General features: G+C 67.7%; 22 protein-coding genes and 1 tRNA gene. 13 read left to right on the top strand and 10 right to left on the bottom strand.

The annotated features are described in order from the left end of the window. Window positions 1-4 precede the first annotated feature (4 nt). Entirely contained in the window at window positions 5-400 is a 396-nt protein-coding gene (locus HII28_RS17060) for a hypothetical protein (protein WP_240978336.1), read from the top strand. A 105-nt stretch (window positions 401-505) separates the two neighbouring features. Here HII28_RS17060 and HII28_RS17055 read toward each other — a convergent pair whose 3' ends face one another. After that, window positions 506-1,690 carry an acetyl-CoA C-acyltransferase gene (locus HII28_RS17055; protein ID WP_170027043.1) on the bottom strand — a complete coding sequence of 395 codons (1,185 nt, stop codon included), beginning with the start codon at window positions 1,688-1,690 and terminating at the stop codon, window positions 506-508. 159 nt (window positions 1,691-1,849) lie between these two features. Here HII28_RS17055 and HII28_RS17050 point away from each other — a divergent pair, with 159 nt between their 5' ends. Further along, entirely contained in the window at window positions 1,850-2,527 is a 678-nt protein-coding gene (locus tag HII28_RS17050) for a hypothetical protein (RefSeq protein ID WP_170027042.1), read from the top strand. On the opposite strand, the gene HII28_RS17045 is transcribed toward HII28_RS17050, so the two are convergent. Together HII28_RS17045 and HII28_RS17040 are read right to left on the bottom strand one after the other, a co-directional pair. Then, complete coding sequence (locus tag HII28_RS17045) at window positions 2,499-2,873, bottom strand: VOC family protein (RefSeq protein ID WP_170027041.1); 375 nt, start codon at window positions 2,871-2,873, stop codon at window positions 2,499-2,501. The two genes, HII28_RS17050 and HII28_RS17045, sit on opposite strands and share 29 nt — an antisense overlap. 9 nt (window positions 2,874-2,882) lie before the next feature. Beyond that, complete coding sequence (locus tag HII28_RS17040) at window positions 2,883-3,287, bottom strand: GNAT family N-acetyltransferase (RefSeq protein ID WP_346769386.1); 405 nt, start codon at window positions 3,285-3,287, stop codon at window positions 2,883-2,885. An 82-nt stretch (window positions 3,288-3,369) separates the two neighbouring features. Here HII28_RS17040 and HII28_RS17035 point away from each other — a divergent pair, with 82 nt between their 5' ends. From HII28_RS17035 to HII28_RS17025, 3 genes are all read left to right on the top strand, one after another. After that, window positions 3,370-4,128, top strand: a complete 759-nt coding sequence (locus HII28_RS17035; RefSeq protein ID WP_170027039.1) for a dienelactone hydrolase family protein — start codon at window positions 3,370-3,372, stop codon at window positions 4,126-4,128. 3 nt (window positions 4,129-4,131) lie between these two features. Beyond that, window positions 4,132-4,596 carry an HIT family protein gene (locus HII28_RS17030; RefSeq protein ID WP_170027038.1) on the top strand — a complete coding sequence of 155 codons (465 nt, stop codon included), beginning with the start codon at window positions 4,132-4,134 and terminating at the stop codon, window positions 4,594-4,596. 160 nt (window positions 4,597-4,756) lie between these two features. After that, window positions 4,757-4,829 (top strand) — tRNA-Arg (locus HII28_RS17025). An 83-nt stretch (window positions 4,830-4,912) separates the two neighbouring features. Here HII28_RS17025 and HII28_RS17020 read toward each other — a convergent pair. After that, window positions 4,913-5,704 carry an AraC family transcriptional regulator gene (locus HII28_RS17020; protein WP_170027037.1) on the bottom strand — a complete coding sequence of 264 codons (792 nt, stop codon included), beginning with the start codon at window positions 5,702-5,704 and terminating at the stop codon, window positions 4,913-4,915. 86 nt (window positions 5,705-5,790) lie between these two features. On the opposite strand from HII28_RS17020, the gene HII28_RS17015 reads away from it, so the two are divergent. Next, the gene (locus HII28_RS17015) at window positions 5,791-6,480 is read left to right on the top strand and encodes an alpha/beta hydrolase (RefSeq protein WP_170027036.1); all 690 of its coding nucleotides are present in this window, start codon (window positions 5,791-5,793) and stop codon (window positions 6,478-6,480) included. Window positions 6,481-6,490: 10 nt separating this feature from the next. Here HII28_RS17015 and HII28_RS17010 read toward each other — a convergent pair whose 3' ends face one another. Continuing rightward, on the bottom strand, window positions 6,491-7,111 hold the full coding sequence (locus HII28_RS17010; RefSeq protein ID WP_170027035.1) for a TetR/AcrR family transcriptional regulator: 621 nt from the start codon (window positions 7,109-7,111) through the stop codon (window positions 6,491-6,493). A 158-nt stretch (window positions 7,112-7,269) separates the two neighbouring features. Here HII28_RS17010 and HII28_RS17005 point away from each other — a divergent pair, with 158 nt between their 5' ends. Continuing rightward, window positions 7,270-8,019: a hypothetical protein gene (locus HII28_RS17005; protein WP_170027034.1), complete on the top strand. Its 750-nt coding sequence runs from the start codon at window positions 7,270-7,272 to the stop codon at window positions 8,017-8,019. A gap of 111 nt (window positions 8,020-8,130) precedes the next feature. Here the strand turns inward: HII28_RS17005 and HII28_RS17000 are convergent, their stop codons facing one another. Then, window positions 8,131-8,418: a Fe-S cluster assembly protein HesB gene (locus HII28_RS17000; protein WP_170027033.1), complete on the bottom strand. Its 288-nt coding sequence runs from the start codon at window positions 8,416-8,418 to the stop codon at window positions 8,131-8,133. Window positions 8,419-8,570: 152 nt separating this feature from the next. Here HII28_RS17000 and HII28_RS16995 point away from each other — a divergent pair, with 152 nt between their 5' ends. Together HII28_RS16995 and HII28_RS16990 are read left to right on the top strand one after the other, a co-directional pair. Beyond that, a complete protein-coding gene (locus HII28_RS16995) occupies window positions 8,571-9,521 on the top strand; it encodes a TIGR03560 family F420-dependent LLM class oxidoreductase (protein ID WP_205865031.1) in 951 nt (316 codons plus the stop codon). Window positions 9,522-9,939: 418 nt separating this feature from the next. Then, the gene (locus tag HII28_RS16990) at window positions 9,940-10,593 is read left to right on the top strand and encodes an NlpC/P60 family protein (protein WP_170027031.1); all 654 of its coding nucleotides are present in this window, start codon (window positions 9,940-9,942) and stop codon (window positions 10,591-10,593) included. Between the two features lie 105 nt (window positions 10,594-10,698). Here HII28_RS16990 and HII28_RS16985 read toward each other — a convergent pair whose 3' ends face one another. Then, entirely contained in the window at window positions 10,699-11,229 is a 531-nt protein-coding gene (locus HII28_RS16985) for a hypothetical protein (RefSeq protein WP_170027030.1), read from the bottom strand. A 120-nt stretch (window positions 11,230-11,349) separates the two neighbouring features. On the opposite strand from HII28_RS16985, the gene HII28_RS16980 reads away from it, so the two are divergent. After that, window positions 11,350-12,477, top strand: a complete 1,128-nt coding sequence (locus HII28_RS16980; protein WP_170027029.1) for a Dyp-type peroxidase — start codon at window positions 11,350-11,352, stop codon at window positions 12,475-12,477. Further along, the gene (locus HII28_RS16975) at window positions 12,474-13,283 is read left to right on the top strand and encodes a family 1 encapsulin nanocompartment shell protein (protein ID WP_170027028.1); all 810 of its coding nucleotides are present in this window, start codon (window positions 12,474-12,476) and stop codon (window positions 13,281-13,283) included. Before HII28_RS16980 ends, HII28_RS16975 begins: the two co-directional genes overlap by 4 nt. Before the next feature lie 132 nt (window positions 13,284-13,415). Here the strand turns inward: HII28_RS16975 and HII28_RS16970 are convergent, their stop codons facing one another. Together HII28_RS16970 and HII28_RS16965 are read right to left on the bottom strand one after the other, a co-directional pair. Beyond that, the gene (locus tag HII28_RS16970) at window positions 13,416-13,685 is read right to left on the bottom strand and encodes a hypothetical protein (protein WP_170027027.1); all 270 of its coding nucleotides are present in this window, start codon (window positions 13,683-13,685) and stop codon (window positions 13,416-13,418) included. Between the two features lie 767 nt (window positions 13,686-14,452). Further along, window positions 14,453-15,370 carry an SMP-30/gluconolactonase/LRE family protein gene (locus tag HII28_RS16965; RefSeq protein WP_170027026.1) on the bottom strand — a complete coding sequence of 306 codons (918 nt, stop codon included), beginning with the start codon at window positions 15,368-15,370 and terminating at the stop codon, window positions 14,453-14,455. Window positions 15,371-15,593: 223 nt separating this feature from the next. Here HII28_RS16965 and HII28_RS16960 point away from each other — a divergent pair, with 223 nt between their 5' ends. Continuing rightward, window positions 15,594-16,754, top strand: coding sequence for a DUF4185 domain-containing protein (locus HII28_RS16960; RefSeq protein ID WP_205865030.1), 1,161 nt, complete (start codon window positions 15,594-15,596; stop codon window positions 16,752-16,754). A gap of 80 nt (window positions 16,755-16,834) precedes the next feature. Here the strand turns inward: HII28_RS16960 and HII28_RS16955 are convergent, their stop codons facing one another. Then, the gene (locus HII28_RS16955; protein ID WP_170027025.1) at window positions 16,835-17,953 is read right to left on the bottom strand and encodes a glycoside hydrolase family 172 protein; all 1,119 of its coding nucleotides are present in this window, start codon (window positions 17,951-17,953) and stop codon (window positions 16,835-16,837) included. A 182-nt stretch (window positions 17,954-18,135) separates the two neighbouring features. Between HII28_RS16955 and HII28_RS16950 the strand changes: the two genes are divergently transcribed. Next, window positions 18,136-19,161 carry a LacI family DNA-binding transcriptional regulator gene (locus tag HII28_RS16950; RefSeq protein WP_170027024.1) on the top strand — a complete coding sequence of 342 codons (1,026 nt, stop codon included), beginning with the start codon at window positions 18,136-18,138 and terminating at the stop codon, window positions 19,159-19,161. The last annotated feature ends 51 nt before the right edge of the window (window positions 19,162-19,212 follow it).

Here is a 19,212-nt window from a genome sequence, read left to right as displayed (position 1 = left end):
ACGGATGGCGCACTCCCGCCGAGAACACGCCCGACTGGCACGGTTCCGACTGGATGTCCTGTCGGTGCCTCTGCTGCTGCGGCACGATGAGGACATGACGGGAACGGATGCGGAAGCCGGGGACACCCCTCAGGTCGGAGCGCTCGCGATCAACGTGGTCGTCCCGGAGGAGCTCCGCTGGCGGGACACGCGCCGCGACGAGGAGTTCGAGCTGGAGAGCATCACCGTGCGGCTTCTGCCCGACGGCAGTCTCGCGGCGAAGGCGTACGGGCGTCCGGTCGCCGGCGGACGCGGCGCCTACGTGTCGTTCCGCGTGCCAGAGCGGCCGGAGCTCCATCAGCTCATCGCGGACGCCGCCGACCGTGCCGCCCAACTCTGGGCGGCACACGGAACCCTCTGAGTCCCCGCTGGTCAGGCGCGGCCAGCGCTGGTCCAGGCTGGGGGTCCCGCCGGTTCCGGCGCGTCGCGCATAGGACGTGACCGCGCAGCCTCGCCGGTGACCTCGCTACACCGCCTGCAGCACGACGGATGCGCCCTGCCCGCCGCCGCCGCAGATGCCGACCGCACCATAGCTCCCGGATCCGGCAGCCTGCAGCCGTCGCGCCAGGTGGCCGACGATGCGCGCGCCGGACGCCCCGATCGGATGTCCCATCGCGATCGCCCCGCCGTGCGCGTTCACGATGGCCGGATCCACGCCCAGCTGCCGCGTCGAGTGCACGGCCACTGCGGCGAACGCCTCGTTGATCTCCACGCCGGCCAGAGCGGATACCTGAAGTCCAGCGGCTTTCAGCGCCGCTTCGATGGCGTTCGAGGGCTGGGCGTGCAGCGACGTGTCCGGACCGGCGACGAATCCCTGCGACACGACCCGCGCCAGCGGCGCGACCGAGAGGTCGACGTCGTCGCCGACGAGCACGAGCGCGGCGGCGCCATCCGTGATCTGCGACGAGTTGCCCGCCGTGATCGTGCCGTTTCCGGCGAACGCGGGGCGAAGGGAGGCGAGCGATTCGGCGGTCGTGTCTGCGCGCAATCCGTCGTCGACCGAGTAGGTCGTCGAGCCCTTGCGGGAGGCGATCTCATAGGGCTCGATCTCACCGGCGAGGAAGTCGACGGATGAGGCGAGACGCTGGTGGGATCCTGCCGCGAAGGCGTCCTGCTCCTCGCGGCTGATGCCGAGCGCCTCGCTGTACTGCTCCGTGGAGGCGCCCATCGAGATGTGCTCGAAAGCGTCGGAAAGGCCGTCGTGCTCGAGAGTGTCGATGAACTCGATCGCCCCGTACTTCTGGCCGGCGCGGGATCCGACCCAGGCATGCGGTGCTAGCGACATCGACTCCTGACCGACGGCCACGACGATGTCGGCCTCGCCATGCTCGATGAGCCGTGCTGCGTGCGCAACAGCCAGGGTCCCGGAGAGGCACACGGCGTTCAACGTGATCGCGGGAACGGTGAGCGGGACGCCGGCGGCCACCGCAGCCTGCCGTGCCGGGTTCTGCCCGGCCCCTGCCTGCACCACCTGCCCGCCCTGCACGATGTCGACGCGCTCGGGGGCGATGCCGGCGCGCCGCAGGGCTGCGGCGATGGCGTGTCCGCCGAGCGCGGGCGCGGGGATCGAAGCGAAGCTTCCGTTGAAGCGGACGAACGGGGTGCGGGCGTACCCGGCGATGAGAGCGGAACGCCCGGAAGTGGTCGGCATGGGTGGACTCCTTCGTGCAACGACTGCCGATTCGAGGATAACCGCGTGGTTCCTGGAGGGATCCGCGGTGAGGGCCGCGCCACCCGGCAACGAGCACTCGCCCGCGGGAGACCGGCCGGCGCTTGCCCTTCACCGTCGGCGGCGGGCATCCTCGATTCCGTGGACACGTCGGGCGAGAGCCTCGTCAGCATCGTCGGGCACCTGGTGGTGATCGCGATGTTCGTGAACGTCGGCATCCGAATGCTGCCCCTCGCCCGTCCCATGCCGTGGCCTGCGGTCGTGTTCGTCGTCGTGATCGGGGTGCCGTCCTTGCTGCAGCCCGTCTTTCCAGCCATCACGGATGCCCTCGCCCGCGACCCGCACGCCACTATCGCGGATGGTCAGTGGTGGCGCATCCTCACGGCGCTAGTCGCCCAGGACGGCGGCGAGGTCGCCGCTGTCTTCAACCTGCTCGTCGTCGCTGTCGCCCTCACCTTCGGCACCTGGATCTGGGGTCCGTGGATCGCGATCGCGCTGTACCTGGCGCCGTCGATCGTGCTGAATCTGCTCGCCGTCGCCTGGAGCCGGCCCGGTGGCGGCAGCTCGTTCGCCAACGATGGCCTCATGTTCAGCGTGTTCGCCCTGGCGCTGCTGATCGGTGCCAGGGATGCCGCGCGCCCGTCACCGAGATCGACCGTGCTCGTGCGCGTCTACGCGGGAGTCTCGGTGGTCGTCGCGATTGTTCTGGTGGCGTCGTGGGATGCCCACGGGGTCGCCATGCTGCTGGGACTCGTCCTCGGCGGAGGAACTGCCCTCGCGGCAGGCCGGATCAGCGCGGCGTGGACTGCTGCAGGATGATTCCGTTGCCGTCCGGATCCGTGAACTGCGCGTACTGACCCCACGGCGCGGGCTCCACCCCGGAGTCGAACGCCACGCCCAGCTTGGTGAGGCGGTGGATGTCGTCCTCGAGGTCATCCGTCTCGAGCACCAGGCCGCGCAGCGATCCGGACTGCATCGTCTCGAACCACGTGACGAGGGTTATCGACGTGGCAGCACCCGGCGGAACCACCTGGATCCAGCGCTGGTCCTCGCCCATCATCGTGTCGGCGACGAGCGTGAATCCGAGGGTGTCGACATAGAAATCGCGGGCGCGATCCGGATCCGAAACGGGCACGGAGAACAGCAGGATCTGCGAGATGGCCATTCCGCGAGGCTACGCCGTGCGAGCCTTCAACAGGTCGGCACGCTCCGGGTGCTCGTCGAACCACTTGGCCACGTACCAGCACATCGGAACCACGTGCAGGTCCGTGTTCTTCTCCACGTCGTCCACCGCGAACTCGACGATCTTGGCCGCGAGACCCTTGCCCCGCTGATTCGGATTCGTGAAGGTGCGGGTCATCGACATGGCGTCGCCGAGCACGCTGTACTCGACGACGCTGGCGATCTGGCCGTCGGCCCGGAGGGTGTAGCGATGGGCATCCGGTTCGTGCGCGTATTCCTCGGCCATGCGTTCAGGGTAGGACGGATGCCGCACCCCGGCTTGCACAGCGGCACAGGCCCGGCACGGAACGGCACGGTGCTGTCGACGCGATGCGACAGAGCGCGGCTCGATGCGCATCCCTTTTGTCCAAGCACGGACCGCGCCCGCGCGCCCGGCGTAACGTGAGCGTCGAGCCCGAACCAGACCGGAGGAGTCGCCGATGACCGACCTGCCAGCCACCCATGAGGAACTGCTCGCCCGGATCCCGATTCCGGATGGCGCACGTCTCGAGGCGTCCCCCATCACGTACGGCCACGACGGCACGGAGCTCGAGGGATACGTCGCACACGACGCGGCCGCCGACGAGCCGCTGCCCGGCATCCTCATCGTGCCCGACTGGCTCGGCGTCGGACCCAATGCCGAGCTGCGCGCCCAGATGCTGGCGCGCCTCGGATACGTCGCCTTCGTCGCCGACGTGTACGGCGCCGGCGTGCGACCGACATCGGACGAGGCGCCCTCCGTCGTGGGCGCCTTCTACCGAGACCTCGGCCTCATGCGCGCCCGTGTGCAGGCAGCGTACGAAACGCTCGCTGAGCTCCCGCAGGTGGATGACTCGCGCATCGTCGTCATCGGATACTGCTTCGGCGGCACAGCGGCCCTCGAGTTCGCGCGAACCGGGGCGGACATCCGGGGCGTCGTCTCGTTCCACGGCAGGCTGCTCACGCATGATCCGAGCGATGCGGCCGCCATCCGCGGCAAGGTGCTCATCCTGAACGGTGGCGCCGACCCGTCGGCGCCGGATTCCGACGTGTCAGCGTTCCAAGACGAGCTGCGCTCGGTTCCGAGCATCGACTGGCAGGTGAACACGTACAGCGGGGCACCGCACGCCTTCACGGTGCCGGGCGACCGTTTCCGTCCCGTTGCGGATGCTCGCAGCTGGCGCGCGCAGCTCGACTTCTTCGACGAGGTGCTCGCGTAGCTCATGGCGGAGTCACGAGCCGCCTTTACGGAACGCGGGTCCACGAAGACGTGCGCGTTCTGCGCGATCGTCGCGGGAGACGCCTCCGCCAACGAAGTGTTCCGCAGCGACGACTTCGTGGCCTTCCTCGACGCTCACCCGGTGTTCGCCGGGCACGTGCTGATGGTGCCGACACGGCACGTGCAGACGTACGACGAGTTGCCGATCGACCTCGCGGATGCCTGGGTGCGCACGTCCCAGGCACTGGAGCGCGCCGTCGAATCCGCGATGGACGCCGACGGCTCCCTCCTCATCGTGAACAACGTCGTCTCGCAGTCCGTGCCGCACCTGCACCTGCACGTCATCCCGCGCTCCCGCGGCGACGGCCTGCGCTTCTGGCTCGGCCCGCGGCACGCCTACGCGTCCCCCGATGAAGCGGATGCCGTGGCCTCTCGCATCCGGGTCGCCCTCGCCTCTGCGGCTGGTTGAGCCGAATCCGCCCCACTGATCGAGCCGCGCCGGCCCCACTGGGTGAGTCCGTCGAAACAGCCAGCCAGTGCCCAACCTGCCCGATTTCGGGGAGCGTGTCCCGGCCTGATATAGTCGTCAGGTTGATCAGCGAGCCCCAGGCTCCGGAACAACACCCCAGGCGCCATTAGCTCAACGGATAGAGCATCTGACTACGGATCAGAAGGTTGGGGGTTCGAATCCCTCATGGCGCACACTGGTTGAGACAGTAAGAGAACGGCTCGCGAAAGCGGGCCGTTTTCGTTTCTCCGGGCGCTGGCCGGTACGGACCGGATCGCTATCGCGGTCGGCTGCCCAGATACTGCCCCGGCGTCGTCCCCATCACGTCCGCGAATGCTGTGATGAAGGCGCTCGGGTTGGACCATCCGCAGTCGTGGGCAGTCTGGGTGACGTCGTTGCCCTCGGAGAGGAGAACGAGCGCATGGTAGATGCGCAGCTGGGTGCGCCACTGGTAGAAGGTCATGCCGAGTTCGTTGCTCAGCAGACGGCTGAGGGTGCGTGAGCTGGCGCCGACCTCGGCGCCGAGCTCGGCCATGGACGCGTTGTCGCCCGGTCGCTCGTCCAGTATCCGAGCGAGTGCCTGCAACCGATCGTCGCGGGGCACCGGCAGATACAGGGGCTGCTCCTGAGCTTCTCGGAGCTCGTCGACGAGAACGCGGCGAAGTCGGGCTTGTGCCGAGGCGCTGTAGGCGGGCGGGTCGTCGCCGTTCGGTCCCGTGAGTGCCAGAACGACCTCGCGAGCGAGGTCTGTGGCCAAGAAGACGGCGGGGCGCCGAAGGATGCGTGCGGCCAACGACAGCGGAACGAAGACGATCCGCATGTCCGTGTAGCCGTGCGCGCGGTGCTGGTGCGCGCGGCCCGCGGGTGTCCAGGCGATCCTGTTGGCCGGTACGACAGAGGTGCCTTCGCTCGTGTGAACGGTGAGAACGCCGGTCGCGGCATAGACGAGATGTCCGTGGTCGTGCGTCTGCACGGAGCTGACGCCGCCCGAGCGCCACAGATGCCGTCCACCGGAGGGCCACACCTGCGACTTCACGGCGCCGGATTGACCTTGGCTGGAAAGAGGCATCAAGAGGCAATCTAGCGGTAGCACGACATTGGTGGAAGCGCTGGGATCGAGGGGTAGGGCATCCCGATCTGCGAAGGAGACACCTGATGGCGACATTCGTTCTCGTGCCGGGCGCGTGGCACGGTTCCTGGGCATTCGAGGGGGTCATCCCTCTTCTCGAAGGTGCTGGACACACCGTTCATGCCCTGACCTTGACAGGGCTGCGGCCCGACGACGATGCAGCCGAACTCGCGAGCACGAACCTCGAGACGCACGCGAACGACGTGCTGCGGCTTCTCGACCGCGAACGCATCGCCGACGCGACCCTCGTCGGCCACAGCTACGGCGGTATGGTCATTGCGGCCGCGGCGGACCGTGCAGCCGGCCGCGTCTCGCGACTGGTGCACCTCGACGCCTACGTACCGCGTGACGGCGACTCGTGCTGGACCTTGACGACGGATGCCTACCGGCATGCGTTCGCGGCGGGTGCGGCGGACACCGGCTACGCGGTTCGCCCGCCGTTCCGCCAGCCGAACGGCGGTGATCCTCGCCGCCGCCCGCACCCTCTCGCGTCGCTCCTGCAGACGATCCGCCTCGGCGGGGACGTGGATCGCGTTCCGCGACGCGACTTCATCTACTGCTCGGGGTGGGAAGAGGGGACGCCCTTCGCCGGACTGCGCGCCCGGCTCCTGACCGACCCCGCCTGGCACGTGCACGATCTTCCGACAGGGCACAACGCGATGCGCGAGGACCCGCATGCGGTCGCTGCTCTGCTCGATCCGGACGGTCGGATCTGATGCCCGCGCCCTACGCGGCCGACCCGCCCATCCCTGGAATCCCGCCTGCTGCGAGCCGTTGGAAGTCGTCCGCGACCTCGCTCGGGAGCGCGTGGAAATCGGTCGTCACCCACCAGATGAGCACGCCGATCAGGGCGCTCACGTAGAACTCGCGGGTGATCGCGGCATCCGTCGTGCGCGCTGCGGGCCCCGGAAGCCCGCGGAGGCCGGGGAGCAGCAGGCGTCGCAGATGGCGCTGCACGATGCCGCTGGCCGAGCTCGCGCAGATCGCCCGATAGACCTGCCGGTGCTCCCACGCGTGATCCATCAGCACTCGGGCCGCGCTGCTCGCTCCTTCGCCGACGGCACGCGGGGCGGCGGACGGGTCATGGGGCTCGGCATCCGCCGTGCCGTCCGCCGGGGTGCCTCCGATGGTCGCCAGCTCCGCTTCCACCTCGTCGAAGCAGGCGCGCAGCACGGCCTCCTTGTCGCGGAAGTGCGCGTAGAAGGTCGAGCGGCCGACGTCGGCCCGATCGATGATGTCCTGCACCGTCACGCGGGCGTAGTCCTTCTCGAGCACGAGGTCGGCGAAGGCTCCGATGATCAGGGTCTTCGACCGACGCACCCGACGATCCTCGAACGTGGTCGACATGACGAGCTCCTTCGTCGGCGCGGATTCCGAACGGATTCGCCGCTTCTGTTCACAAGCCGACGATTGGGTCGTTTTGCCTCTGGCGGCGCCGAACGCCTCGAACAATTATCGAACACTATGTTCGATAACGTCATTCCAGTTCGAGAACGGGGCGGATCGTGACCACGATGCCCTGGTTCTTCTTCGTGCTCGTGGCGGTGCCCGTGCTCGGGATCCCCGCGGTCACCCTCCGGATCGTCTATCGGCGCGCGCGGGCGGCCGGCACGAGTCGCCGGTCGGCGACGACCACCGTCGTGGTCTCGGCACTCGTCGCCTTGGCCTGGATGTCTGTGCTCTGGTGGGCATCCGCTTCGGGGGTGCTCTCGCGGATGACGCTGCTCATGCCGGCAGCGGTGACGGTCTGGCTGCTCGTCGTGCTGCTCTGGTCCCGCGTTTCTGCAGTGGCAAGCGCTCTGCGTGCGCCGGATGCGGCATCCGCTCTCATCGCTCCGCAGGTGCTGCGGGTAGCCGGGATCATCTTCGTGCTCGCGATGCTCATCGGCCGACTGCCGTGGCTGTTCGCCCTGCCGGCCGGGTTGGGTGACATCGCGGTAGGCATCGCCGCGCCCTTCGTGATGCGGGCGGTCGAGCGCGGCCGCTACCGAAGAGCTGTCTGGTTCAACGTCTTCGGCCTCCTCGACCTCGTCGTCGCGCTCGCCTTGGGTGCGCTCACCGGGCTCAGTGCGGCGACTCAGGTGATCCCCGTCGTGCCGTCGAGTGCCGAGCTGACGCAGCTGCCGCTGGTGTTGATCCCGACCACGGCCGTTCCACTGGCCATCGCCCTGCACGTCTTCGATCTCGTTGCGATCAGGCGGCGCGTCCGCAGTGCGTCGGCCGTTCCGAAGGTCGGAACGCTGGAATCCGTCTGAGTCGGCGGGTCGACGACACGCAGAGGACCCCCGCCGTGGCGGGGGCCCTCTTCATCCGTGTGCATCCGCAGGGTGACGGGTGACTGAACCCGGGCTGAGGATGCCGCACCCCTACTGCGGCTGCAGGCCCAGCTGGAAGTGCACCGCGCCCTGCTCGTCGAGCTCGGCGTCCAGGACCTTGTCGTTGAGCGCCTGGGACGCGGTCTCCTCGACGAAGACCCGGGCGTCCCCGTCTGTGATGACTTGGTCGTGAGCATCCGGAGCGGGTGTCACTGTCACGGCGAACGACGTGTCGCCCGTCTCGGAACCGCTGATGCGCAGTCCGGCTTCGGGCGAGTCGACGGCTTGCGCGGTCAGCGTCTTCACGATGGTGCTTGCGTTTTCGGTGAGGGTGAGCATGAGCTCTCCTTCCGGTTGCCGACAGGAATCGGCCACGATTCCGCACCCGCATGGCATCCGCAACCCGGGGCCCGCGCATTCTGCGGGGACGCCCAGGTCGAAGGATCGTCAGCTTCTCCGAGGTCCGGCGAGCCTTCGACCGATCCGACAGGATGGTCGCCGTGGAGTACTGCATCTTCGTCGAGCCCCAGTTCGGCATGACCTGGGATCACCTGCTGGCCGCCACTCGGGCCACCGAGCGGCTCGGCTTCGACGGCTTCTTCCGGTCCGATCACTACACGCAGCCCGACCGGTCCTTCACGGGTGATCCAGCCCTGTCGGATGCCTGGACCACCCTCGCCGGCCTCGCGATGGCCACAGAGCGCGTACGCCTCGGCACCTTGGTGACGCCGGTCACGTTCCGGCACCCCGCTGTGCTCGCCATGCAGGTCGCCAACGTGGATGCCATGTCGGGTGGACGCGTCGAGCTCGGCCTCGGCGCGGGCTGGAACGCTCCGGAGCACGACGCCTACGGCATCCCATTCCCGCCCAAGCGGTTCGGGTTGCTCGAAGAGTCCCTCGCGATCGTGACCGGCCTCTGGAGCACGCCGGCCGACGAGACCTTCTCCTTCGAGGGCGAGCACTACCGACTCGATCGCACACCGGGCGGTCAGCGGCCGGCGGCGGAGCGACCGGTGGGTCAGAGCATCCCGATCATCATCGGCGGAGGTGGGCCAACCCGCACGCCGGCACTCGCCGCGCAGTACGCGCGCGAGTTCAACACGGGATTCGTGCCGAATGACGTCGTCGCGGAGCGTTACGGCCGCGCCGTTGACGCGGTGCAGGCGTCCGGGCGTGATCCGGAGACCCTGCGCCTCTCGGTCGCCCTCACTGCCACCGTCGGCACGACGACGGAGAAGGCGGATGCGCTGGCGCGCTCCCAAGGACAGGATCCCGTCGCCGAGCGCGTGAACGGTCTCTTCGGGACAGCAGCGGATGTCGCCGAGCGTCTCCACGGCCTTCGTGCACTCGGCACCCGGCGCGTCTACCTCCAGGTTCTCGACGTGCGGGATCTCGAGCAGCTCGACGTACTCGCCGAGGCGGCCCGGCTCGCGGAGGTCTGACGGGTCCACCGCGGATTCCGGGTGCCCGGGAGGTTCTCGGCGCCGCCGACGTGAAGGCGGAAAACGATGTCTCGACGACGCCGAAAGTGGGCTCCGAGACCTATCGGCACGCCAACGAGAGTCTGAAAGTCCTGCGCTCTCCTAGCGTGTTTTCTGACAGCATGTCCAGATTCACGCGCGTTCGTTATGGAAACGTGTCCGAGGTACGTCCGAAACCCGAAACCCGAATCGAGTCGAACGAATGCCCCACGGACGCCACCGCGCAACCCCCACAACCGAAAACTCCCGAAACCCCCGGAACGCCGTCGCACTCATCGACCGAGTGCCGGGCGACCGCGTCGGCCGAACCGTCACGGTGCACGTGCCGACATCCGGAGGCCGCACCGCATCACGGATCCGAAAACGATCCGGTCTGGGCGTGGCGATCGTCGCAGTCGCATGCGCCGTCGGCTTCTCCGTCGGGACGACCGCCTCACCGGCCGCCGCGTTCACGCCGGACCCGGATACGAACCCGACCACGGCATCCATCCCGGTGCAGCAGGCGGCTCAGACCTTCGCTGTCGACGCCGGAGCGCAGCAGGCGACCCTCGCCGTAGACACCTTCAGCGCGACGAGCCAGAGCGATCTGGATCAGAAGAACGCCGAAGCGGCCGCCGCACAAGCCGCCGCAGAAGCTCAGGCCACCGCGAGCTCGACGTCGACGGTGTCCGCCTCCAGCACGGGATCGGGCCTCGGCGCCGCGATCCTCGCACTCGCCGAGACCTACATCGGCGTCGTCCCGTATTCCACCGGCGCTTCCCCGTCGGCCGGATTCGAGTGCGACGGCCTCGTGCAGTGGGTCTACGGCCAGAACGGCATCAGCCTGCCGCGCGGCGTCGACTCCCAGGCCGCCATGGGCACCCAGGTGTCGGAATCCCAGGCGGTCGCAGGCGATCTCGTCGTCTACCCCGGCCAGCACATCGGCATCTACGACGGCGACGGCGGCATCGTCGACTCGCCCGACTGGGGTCGGTACGTGTCGCACCGAGCCATCTGGGGCAGCCCGATCTTCGTGCACATCTCCGGCGTGTAGTCGCGGGCCGACGCTCCGGCATCCCGGTGCCCGACCGGATGACGTCCGCGATTCCCCCCGATCGCGGGCGTCATCCTCTGCTTATTCAGTCGGGTCGGGCACGGCTTAGTGCGCCAGGATCCCCAACCCCACCACGATGAGACCGAACACACCGGTGATCAGCGCGCTCAGGATCCTGCGCCACCACGGACGCTTGTTGCGCCAGGCCACGATGTAGCCGATGACCGCCAGCATGCCGATGCTGACCCAGAGCGCGATGTAGTACGCCACGTACTCGTCGAGCCAGCCGACGGCGGCCAGCGCCAGGAAGACGGCCGGCAGCAGCATCGCCAGCAGCATCCCGCTGGAGTGCCGGACTGCCTCACGGAACGCCCGGCCGACTGAGACCGGCTCATCCGCGTGCTCGTTGCTGGCCACTGCCGTGCGGGCGTAGACGTGCGTGATCCAGAAGATGAGCGTCGTGCCGACGATGAAGAGCAGTACCTCGAGGTCGGTGTCGAACTTCCACCCGACGGCGATCAGGGCGCTGACCAGCACGATCCCGTAGACCGTGGCCTCCGTGCTGAAGGCCCGGATCGTGAAGTCGAGCGCCCGGGCGCCACGAGATGGCGTCGGCTGCGCAGCCGTTTCCCCCATGTGATGTGAACTTACCTCGTGTTCTACGATGCGGCTCGGGCCCGAGACGCCCCGGATGTCGGCGATAGTCTGATCCGCGGGTGCTGCTTCGCACCGCGCGGCCTGGCGAGGGGATGCCGAATGTCGAGTGAGTTGCGCGATCGCGTACCCATCGACGCGCAGAGCGTCGACGCTCCGCTCTCGCGGTTCGCCGTGTTCCTGGTGGTCACCGTCGGAGCGGATGACTCATCCCTCGACTCCGTGCGCGACGTCGTCTCCGGGGTCGACGACCTCGTCAAGACGGTCGGATTCCGCGATCTCGGCGGCCACCTCTCGTGCGTCGTCGGCATCGGCAGCACGCTGTGGGACAGGCTCGTGCCCGGCATCCGGCCCGCCGAGCTCGAAGTGTTCCCCGGGGTGCGCGGCGCCGTGCACACCGCACCGTCGACTCCTGGCGACCTGTTGTTCCACATCCGTGCCGAGCGAGTCGACCTGTGCTTCGAGCTGGAGCGGCTGCTGCTGGGCGCCCTCGGATCCGCGGTTCGCGTCGCCGACGAGACGCAGGGCTTCCGCTACTTCGACGCACGCGACCTGCTCGGCTTCGTCGACGGCACCGCCAACCCGAAGGGCAGCGAGCTCGCAGATGCGACGCTCATCGCGGACGCGGATCCCGCGTTCGCCGGCGGCAGCTACGTCGTCGTGCAGAAGTACCTGCACGACTTGGACGGCTGGGGATCCCTCACCGCCGAGCAGCAGGAGGCGGTCATCGGCCGCACCAAACTGGACAACGTCGAGCTCGACGACAGCGTGGCGGACCAGAAGGCGCACAAGACGCTCACGACCATCACGGATGACGACGGCAACGAGGTCGACATCCTGCGTGACAACATGCCTTTCGGGCGGCCAGGGTCGGGCGAGTTCGGCACCTACTTCATCGGATACTCCGCGCGCCTCTGGGTCACGATGCGGATGATCGACCGCATGTTCATCGGCGACCCACCCGGCTTCCACGACAAGATCCTCGACGTCTCAACGGCCGTGACCGGCTCGACGTTCTTCGTGCCGTCGAACCCGGTGCTGCAGGCGCTCGCGGATCCGGAGGAGCTGGCGGAGATGCTCGGCGCTGACGTCTCGGATGCGGATGGCTCCGAGGCCGCCGCACGGAGCGAGCCGACGAACCGCGACGCGGACGTCTCACTCGGCATCGGATCGCTGCGGAATCCATCGGCAACGCAAACGGCACAGGACACAGAAGGAACGGCATCATGACGAATCACCTTTTGCGCGGTCGCGCTCCGCTCACCGACGCGGCGTGGAAGCTGCTGGATGACGAGGCATCCGCCCGCCTTCCCGTCGCACTGGGGGCGCGCAAGCTCGTCGACTTCTCTGGGCCGCACGGCTGGGAGCATTCAGCGACGAATCTCGGACGCGTCGGCGGCGTGGTGGACGCCCCGGAGGAGTCCGTGATCGCGCGCAGCCGGAAGGTGCTGCCGCTCACCGAGGTGCGCGCCGACTTCGCGCTCGAGCGCGAGGAACTCGACGCAGCCGACCGTGGTGCAGAAGACGTCGACCTGGGTCCGCTCGACGAGGCCGCGGTGCGCATCGCGCGCGTGGAGAACTCGGCCGTCTTCAACGGCTGGGATGCGGCGGGCATCACGGGCATCATCCCCGCCTCGCCGCACCGTCCGCTCGTGCACCAGGGTGCTCCGCAGGACTACGACGACGTCGTGACGCAGGCGATCGCCGCGCTGAAGCGATCCGGAGTCGACGGACCGTACGCTCTGGCGCTCGGGCCGAGTCAGTGGACGAGCGTGATCGAGGCGAACGAGGGGGGCGGATATCCGCTGATCCGGCACCTGCGCGACATCCTCGGCGGGCCGGTGGAGTGGGTTCCCGGCCTCGACGGCGTCGTCGTGCTGAGTCTGCGCGGCGGTGACTTCGTGCTCGAGGTCGGCCAGGATCTGGCGATCGGCTACCGCACGCACGATGCCGACAGTGTGAGCCTCTACCTCGAGGAGTCGTTCAGCTTCCGGGTCAACACACCGGAGGCCGCGATCCAGGTCGTCATCTCCTGACGCGACGCCGAAGCCGAGGAGCGAATGCTCGCGCATCCGCTGAAGACAACTGAAGAAGAGGGTCGGGGCATCCCGGCCGCCACGTAGGCAGCGGCCAGGATGCCCTCCAGCGTGAACGTGTTCATGATCGGCTCACCGGCGAGGCATGAGGTGCAGAGCGTTCAGCCACGCCTGTTCGCGCGCCTCCCGCTCTTCGGTCTGCTGGTTGCGGAGCGAGGCCTGGTCCCAGTCCTCGGCGGCGCTGCGGCGCAGGCGACTCTCGTGCCGGCTCCAGACGATCAGGGCGAGACCGACCCGCATCGCGAGTCGGTCGACGGGGCTCGGCGGGTGTGCGGCGAGCGTCAACGCGTCCGCGGTCTCGGTCGTGACCGACCGGGGCCTGTCGAGCGTTTGCGTATCCATAAGGGTTACTCCAGATGAGGTGTGGTGCCGGCAGGGCTGCCGACACGAGTGATGGTGCTGGCACCGGCCCCGGTGCGGGGCGCGGTTCACGCGATGGCACGGATGTCCGACTCGCGATCTCGTGGAACGAATAGAAGAGACGATGGGCCGCCTGGCGCCGGAATGATCCCGGTTTCTGCCGGTGGCAGGTTTGCGGTGAGCAGAGAGCCCGCGCTGGGCGCTCTCCTGCGTCGATTCCGTCGCGCGGATCCGGGCATGGCGGACCGCGTACGGAGGGCGGGAATGCCTGCGGAGTCGCCATTGCGCTGAGCGGGTGACGACTCTGCCTGGTCCTGAAGCCGTGCGACGGTGGGTCATCGTCGGTGACGTCGAGCGGATGTCGGCGAGCGACATCGCGGGCGTCGCGACAACGCATCCTCGGAAGAGGAAGACCGTCAGCGTGCGGTCGGGCTCAGAACGGTGTCCTGTTCAGAACACCGGCCAGGCCGTCAGAACGCAGGCATGGCTACTAGCAGGCTGCCCCGGTACGACGTGCGCGTCGGGCGGTGCGGTTGGCGGCGCCACGGAGCACGAAGGAGTGAGGCTGGATGTGCGTGATGGTCTTCATCATGACTGTCCCCTTTCGTGTTCCTGTACGGCTCGAGCGCGAAGCGATCGCGCGAGCGAGACGCCGGATGGCGGCCCGAATGGGCCTCGGTAAACCTAGCGAGGATCGGGATGCCGACGCAATGGTGCATGCACAAGCATGCGAATCCGTGTCCGTTCCGTTATCGGTGCGACCGCTGCAGCCGCTTTGCGCCTTCGACGGAGACTCGGATGACGTACAGCCGCGTCGTCGCGGTGATGTAGAGCAGATTGCGCTGAGGTCCGCCGAACTCGAGGTTCGCTGCCGTCTCCGGCAGGCGGAGCAGGCCGAGCACCGTGCCGTCCGGGTCGTAGACGTGGATGCCCTCGGTGGTCGCCACCCACAGCCGGCCCACTGTGTCGATCCGCAGGCCGTCGAAGGCGACCTCGCCAGACACGAGCTCCCGGCCGGGAGCCAGACGGTCGTCGTCGACCCCGTCGACGGCGAAGACCGTGATCGTGCGGCGTTCGCTGTCTGTCACGTACAGCAGTGACTCGTCGGGGGAGAAGGCCAGCCCGTTCGGCTGGGTCAGAGTGGTGCAGACTGCGATGAGCCCTGCATCCGCCGACCAGCGATACACGTTGCGACTGCCGAGCTCCTCGTCCCCGCGGTGCCCCTCGTAGTCGCTTTGAATGCCGTACGTGGGGTCGGTGAACCACACCGAGCCGTCCGAGCGGACCACCACGTCGTTCGGACTGTTCAGCCGATGCCCGTCGTAGGAGTCGGCGACGACGGATGTCGAGCCATCGTGCTCGCGCCGCACGACGCTCCGATCCCCCTGACGGCAGCTGACGAACCGGCCCTGCGGATCCACCGTGCGCCCGTTGTAGAAGCCGGCCGGATGCTCCCACACGTCCACTCGACCGCTCACCTCGTCGTAGCGGAGCACCCTGTCGTTCGGGATGTCGCTGAACAGCACGAACCGCCCCTGCGGTGAGTACGCCGGACCCTCGAGCCATCGCCCGTCGTCGAACAGGACGCGCAACTCGGAGTCCCCGCGGATCCCCTCGAACCGCGCGTGCTTGCGCTCGAAGAGGGCCGGGATGCGATCGGATGCCATGCGTCTATTCCACAGCATGGGAGCTGTCGGTGACGACTCGAGTCGCGAATGCGTCGATCGGCCCGAAGGTCCGCGGCTGCAATCGGTTTCGATCGATCGAGGCCTTGACATTGAACTTGCTGATCGAGGCGAGACCGTTTCTTGACGAAACCGATTTCATACGATTCACTGTTGACCGATCGGTGCGGCGGTAGCGCCGACGCGCTCGGCAAGGAGGCCAGGCATGGCACATCGTCCGCATGCAGGAGGACTCTCAGCGCAGGCGCGCCGGGTCGCGCGTTCCGCTGGAGCTGTGGGGCTCGTGGTCGTAGCGGTGCTCGCCTTCACCGGGTGCTCGAAGGACGTCGGAACGATGCTGTCGACCCAGGACCGTCCGTCTGCCCTGGCCGGCGTGGCGAATGTGCACCGTGTCTCCCAGATCACCGGACCGGACTCGCCCAACCGAACCGGGCGATACGAGATCGCCGGCCAGGACCTCGGGTCCATGTTCCAGGCGGACGGCAAGACCTGGTTCGTGTTCGGCGACACGTTCGGTCAGCGTGACCCTGGCATGACCGGCGGCGGCGGAACCGAATGGCGCTCGAACGCGATCGCGTACACGAGTGACGCGGACCCGAACGACGGCATCCGCCTCGACGGTTACATCGTCGACGAGCAGGGATGGGCGAAGGAGCTCATCCCGTCGAAGAAGGAGGACGGCGTCGAGATGACGACGATCCCGACCTACGGCTTCGAAGCGAACGGAACCATGTATCTCGACTACATGTCCGTGCGGCACTGGGGCGATGCGGGTGAATGGGAGACGAACTACTCCGGGCTCGCCAAGTCCACCGACCACGGTCAGACCTGGAGGAAGCTTCCGTCGCCGCGCTGGAGTGGCAAAGGCGGTTTCGTGCAGGTGAGCGTGACGAAAGTCGGCGACGAGCTGTACTTCTGGGGCGTGACGCATGGACGGAACGGACCGGTGAAACTGATGAAGGTCGCAGAGCGCGACGTCGAGAAGCAGAGTGCCTATCGCTACTTCACGGGTACGGATGCAGACGGTGCGCCGCGATGGAGCGACGATGTCGACGAGGCGGGGATCGTCGCCGACGGGACGGTCGGCGAGCTGTCCGTCGCGTGGAACGATTACCTGCAGAGATGGCTGATGACGTACACCGATGGTGGCGGTCGGGGAGCCCTGATCAGTGACAGCGCGCATCCGTGGGGACCGTGGTCGTCTCCGAAGACCCTGGTCTCCTCGTCTGCGGTGCCCGGGTTGTATGCGCCGTTCCAGCTTCCGCAGTACACCGAGAACGGCGGCAGGACGGTCTACTTCACCCTGTCGGTGTGGGGACCGTACAACGTGTACTGGTACCGGGCCGACCTCGTGAAGAAGGGCTGATCGGGCCGGACGCTCCGCCCCCGATGGCGTCCGAATGAACCCGACCGGCGCGTTTTCGGCAACCTCGGCCGGCAGCGGGTCTACGGAGTCCGCGGTGGGGTGGCCCCGAGGTCCGGGACGGCCTCGCGGCCCAAGTGAACCTCCAGGTCGTCGGCAGACGGCGTCTTCGGACGTCGCGCAGTCGGGCGGTCGAGGTAGAACAGCGAGGTCGACGCGATGTCGTCGCGGAGCGGCAGGTAGCGCCATCCGCTTCGCCAACCGAGCGCCTGGATATCCACCCGCAGGCGTTCGGAGAAGCGGATCGGGTCGTTCAGATGCCACCGGTACATGCCGAATCGTTGCTGGCTGTCATACAGTCCGTCCGGCCGGATGACCTGCGGCATGCCCAGATAGGGAGTGGAGAACTCGGTGTAGCCCTTGCCGGGAATGTCGAAGTTCCAGGCTCCGCCGAAGTAGTCCTCTGTTCCGGTGCCGCAGATGGTCGGATACTCCTCGTCCGAGTCGAGGTAGAACTTGATCTCGCCCTCGCCCCACCAACCCGCGCTGTTCACGCCCCACGCGATGTAGGTGCCAACGTACTGACCGGCGCCCTCGATGCCGTCGAGCAGCACGTGCGACTTCAGGTACTCGAGGGGATTGCTGCGTCGCCACTGTGCGTGCAGGTATCCGTCGCTCGAATAGTCCCCGCCGATCTCGTAGGTGACCTGGTAGTAGACGCGAACGGGGGCGTCCGAGAGGTTCTCCAGGGAGAGGCGAGCGCCATCGCGGAACGGCATCGGCCAGTACGAGTTGAAACCGCCGTGCGGGTTGGCGGCGATGACCTGCGAGTTCACCTGCGCGAACCTGCCCCACCCGTTGCAGAAGAAGTCGCCGTAGGGAACTTCGATGGCCGGTTCATCGGCACCGTCCCAGTACGCACGGAAGAGAAGGGTGCGCCAGTTGTCTGTGTGGGTCGTGATCCAGATGTGCTGGATCTTTCCCGGGCCTGCGATGGCCGCCAGCTCGAAGGTCTCGCCCGCGTCGATGTCGATGCTCGGTGAGATCTTCCATCCGGGCCCGAGGTCGCGGGCGCACTCGGCGCCCGTTCCCTCGATGGCACGGCCACCGCCGGCGACCGAACCGTCGAAGTTCTCCGGGCTGATGGAGCGGGTCTGCACCTGGTGCAGACGGGCGAGCGAGGCGAGGTCGCCGATAGTCAAGTGGGTCTCCTGTACGTCGTCGTACCCTGGCGGGTTGGTCGAAAGGGATGGAAGCCATAAGCTTGCAATCGATTTCAATCAATCTATGGCTCGCCTTCGGGAAGTGTCAACCGAGCACCGCAACGGCGCTACGGTACGGATATCCGCGCGACGGCGGTGTCGATTCATGAGTGGGAAGACGAATGGCCACGATCTACGAAGTCGCTGCGCGCGCCGGTGTTTCCGCGGCGACGGTCTCACGCGTGTTCAACGGGATGAATGTCTCGGCAGAGAAGTCCCGCCTGGTGCGCAAGGCCGCGGACGAGCTGGACTTCACACCGAATCGCACGGCCAGAACACTCCGCAAGCGCAACTCCGAAGTTCTCGCACTGGTCATTCCGGACATCGAGAACCCGTTCTTCACCTCGCTCGCACGCGGTGTGGAGGACGTGGCGCACGAAGCCGGCTACTCGGTCGTGCTCTGCAATTCGGACGGCGACCGCGACAAGGAGGCGAAGTATCTCGATATCGCGATCAGCGAGGACATGGGCGGCGTGATCATAGCGGCCGCGGATGAGCACAGCGACATCGGAAGCCTGCTCAAGCGCGGCAGACCCGTGGTCGCCGTCGACAGGAGCCCGCACGGTGCCGACATTGACGCGGTCACCGTGGACAACCGGGCCGGTGGACGCGCGGCAACGCAGGCGCTCTTCGAGCAGGGCTACTCCCGGGTGGCGTGCATCACAGGACCGGCAGACGTGGAGACCGCCATTCAGCGAGCGGACGGATGGCGCATAGCGCTCGCCGAGGCGGGAGCGGACTTCGACCCGGGGGACTATCTCATCCATGCCGACTTCCGCGTCGACGGAGGACGCGATGCGATGCGGTCTCTGCTCGACGGCAAGAACCCCCCGGACAGCGTGTTCGTGGCGAACAACCTGATGAGCGTCGGCGCGCTCCAGGTGCTGATCGAGCGCAGACAGATGCCTCCCGCCGTGGGCATGGCGAGCTTCGGAGACCTTCCGTTCGCGGCGCTGGCGCCGGCGGGCATCACTGTCGTGCATCTTCCGTCGCGGCACCTAGGGGTGACGGCCGCGACCATGCTGCTCGAGCGCATCAAGGGCGACAAGCAGCCGGCGCGAACAGTCGTGCTCCGCAACACTCTGTCCGCACCCGGCGCTTCCGCCTCGCCGGACGACGCGTCGGGCGGCCTCACCTTCGCTTCCTGACCGGAAGGCGCTCGGGTCACGTCCTGGCCGAACCGCAGCATGGGTCGGCCG

The organism is Planctomonas sp. JC2975 (assembly GCF_012985205.1).
Taxonomy (GTDB): Bacteria; Actinomycetota; Actinomycetes; order Actinomycetales; family Microbacteriaceae; genus Humibacter.
This window is presented reverse-complemented; position numbering and strand designations above follow the sequence as displayed.

Coding starts and splice junctions, on each gene's coding strand:
- HII28_RS17060 (WP_240978336.1), top strand. CDS start 5: ATGGCGCACTCCCGCCGAGAACACGCCCGACTGGCACGGTTCCGACTG.
- HII28_RS17055 (WP_170027043.1), bottom strand. CDS start 1,690: ATGCCGACCACTTCCGGGCGTTCCGCTCTCATCGCCGGGTACGCCCGC.
- HII28_RS17045 (WP_170027041.1), bottom strand. CDS start 2,873: ATGGCCATCTCGCAGATCCTGCTGTTCTCCGTGCCCGTTTCGGATCCG.
- HII28_RS17040 (WP_346769386.1), bottom strand. CDS start 3,287: ATGCGCATCGAGCCGCGCTCTGTCGCATCGCGTCGACAGCACCGTGCC.
- HII28_RS17035 (WP_170027039.1), top strand. CDS start 3,370: ATGACCGACCTGCCAGCCACCCATGAGGAACTGCTCGCCCGGATCCCG.
- HII28_RS17030 (WP_170027038.1), top strand. CDS start 4,132: ATGGCGGAGTCACGAGCCGCCTTTACGGAACGCGGGTCCACGAAGACG.
- HII28_RS17020 (WP_170027037.1), bottom strand. CDS start 5,704: ATGCCTCTTTCCAGCCAAGGTCAATCCGGCGCCGTGAAGTCGCAGGTG.
- HII28_RS17015 (WP_170027036.1), top strand. CDS start 5,791: ATGGCGACATTCGTTCTCGTGCCGGGCGCGTGGCACGGTTCCTGGGCA.
- HII28_RS17010 (WP_170027035.1), bottom strand. CDS start 7,111: ATGTCGACCACGTTCGAGGATCGTCGGGTGCGTCGGTCGAAGACCCTG.
- HII28_RS17000 (WP_170027033.1), bottom strand. CDS start 8,418: ATGCTCACCCTCACCGAAAACGCAAGCACCATCGTGAAGACGCTGACC.
- HII28_RS16995 (WP_205865031.1), top strand. CDS start 8,571: ATGGTCGCCGTGGAGTACTGCATCTTCGTCGAGCCCCAGTTCGGCATG.
- HII28_RS16985 (WP_170027030.1), bottom strand. CDS start 11,229: ATGGGGGAAACGGCTGCGCAGCCGACGCCATCTCGTGGCGCCCGGGCG.
- HII28_RS16980 (WP_170027029.1), top strand. CDS start 11,350: ATGTCGAGTGAGTTGCGCGATCGCGTACCCATCGACGCGCAGAGCGTC.
- HII28_RS16975 (WP_170027028.1), top strand. CDS start 12,474: ATGACGAATCACCTTTTGCGCGGTCGCGCTCCGCTCACCGACGCGGCG.
- HII28_RS16970 (WP_170027027.1), bottom strand. CDS start 13,685: ATGGATACGCAAACGCTCGACAGGCCCCGGTCGGTCACGACCGAGACC.
- HII28_RS16965 (WP_170027026.1), bottom strand. CDS start 15,370: ATGGCATCCGATCGCATCCCGGCCCTCTTCGAGCGCAAGCACGCGCGG.
- HII28_RS16960 (WP_205865030.1), top strand. CDS start 15,594: ATGGCACATCGTCCGCATGCAGGAGGACTCTCAGCGCAGGCGCGCCGG.
- HII28_RS16950 (WP_170027024.1), top strand. CDS start 18,136: ATGGCCACGATCTACGAAGTCGCTGCGCGCGCCGGTGTTTCCGCGGCG.